This is a genomic window from Rothia sp. HMSC069C03, assembly GCF_001811075.1.
In the GTDB taxonomy this organism is placed as follows: Bacteria; Actinomycetota; Actinomycetes; order Actinomycetales; family Micrococcaceae; genus Rothia; species Rothia mucilaginosa.
Window position 1 is genome coordinate 1 of the sequence record NZ_KZ627142.1, and the last position, 1,428, is coordinate 1,428.

The 1,428-nt window shown below is 46.6% G+C and carries 1 protein-coding gene; it reads left to right on the forward strand.

The features are described from left to right. Nucleotides 1-130 precede the first annotated feature (130 nt). Nucleotides 131-1,428: ATP-binding cassette domain-containing protein (locus tag HMPREF2779_RS08900; RefSeq protein ID WP_141754863.1), on the forward strand; the 1,298-nt coding region annotated here is incomplete at its 3' end.

Here is a 1,428-nt window from a genome sequence, read left to right on the forward strand (position 1 = left end):
GGGTGTGTGGTGGAGCAAGGAACCTACCGGGAGCTACTGAAGGCAGAGGGAAAGTTTATGGAAATTTTCAAAAATCAGATCTCTGAAGATTCTGCAGGGCGCAAAACTTCCGCTGAAAGGGACTATAAAGATGCGTAAGATTATGGCTAATACTGTTTGGTCCGTGGTTTATGCTTTCAAAAATCACCCCGTATGGACCGTTTCCTATCTAGCGTCTGTTGTGTGCCTATCATTATTCCCTGCTCTGCAGATGGAGGCTGTCACTAGACTTGTTGAGCATTTGGGTCAGAGCCAGGATGAAGTGCTTCCGCTAGCTCTGGGGGTTAGTTTTGTGCTGGCAGGATACATTGCCCTGGGACAAGCATCAGACTCTCTGCGTATGATTCTAAATTCTCGAATGTCAAGTACAGGTATTCAGAACGTATCTTCTCGTCTGGCGACTTGTTCTTCTCAGGAAATCGCGAGTGGTGATTATGCTCGCTCATCAAGGGCAGCTCATGAAGCTGTGACAGGGGGGAGTCTAGGATCTCAAGTTTCCACTATGGGTGCTCTGATATTCATCATTTTTTCGACGGGAGCCCTTAGTTATTCCGTAGGAAAGATCAATGTATATGCTTCACTCTGCATGCTTGCAGGCATGATTCCTGTTGCCTTTATGTCACATCTCTATTCAGGTAAAAATGCTGAGGCAATGGAAAAAATATATTCATATAGCTACAACGCGTGGCATAGCACTAACCAGATTGCACAAATAACTACTGCTCGTGAGCTTGCAATTCTTAATGCTCGGTCGTTCTTTGCGCATCGCGCTAATCAAGAACGGAAAAAATCCGGTGAGGAGGAAATTGGCCTAGCTCGTTACATCCTCAGAATATATACAATTGTTGGTTTTATAAGCGCTGCATTGCTAGCTTTAGCCCTTATTTTTCTAGCGGCCTCGGTGCCGGCTCCCGGTGCTCTTGCTGGAGCTGTTATAGGTATTACCTCGGCTATAGTCTCGCTTGGCTCGATGGGAAGCGACCTTAGCTCGATGGCAGCGGGGTCAAACGCAATTGATATATATCGAAAGTTTATTTCTAGCGCACAGCCCGGGCAGAAAAATCCGGTTGCCGATACCTACCCCGAAATCTCCGGCGTTTCCATTAGGAATCTTGCTATCCAGTATCCAAAAGCTGATTCTTTAGCTCTTAAAAACATCAATCTCACTTTTGGTCCCGGGCAGATGATTGGTATTGTCGGGCCCAGCGGATCGGGAAAGACAACCCTAGTAAATGCACTCATGGGCATGCTTAAGCCCTCCAAAGGAGACATCCTCATTGGAGGTAAGTCGGTACAGGACATATCACCTGATGACTTGTTGGCGAATGTGGGTTTGGTGAGTCAAGACTACGGCCGCTATGAACTGACTGTGCGTGAAAATCTTCTTCT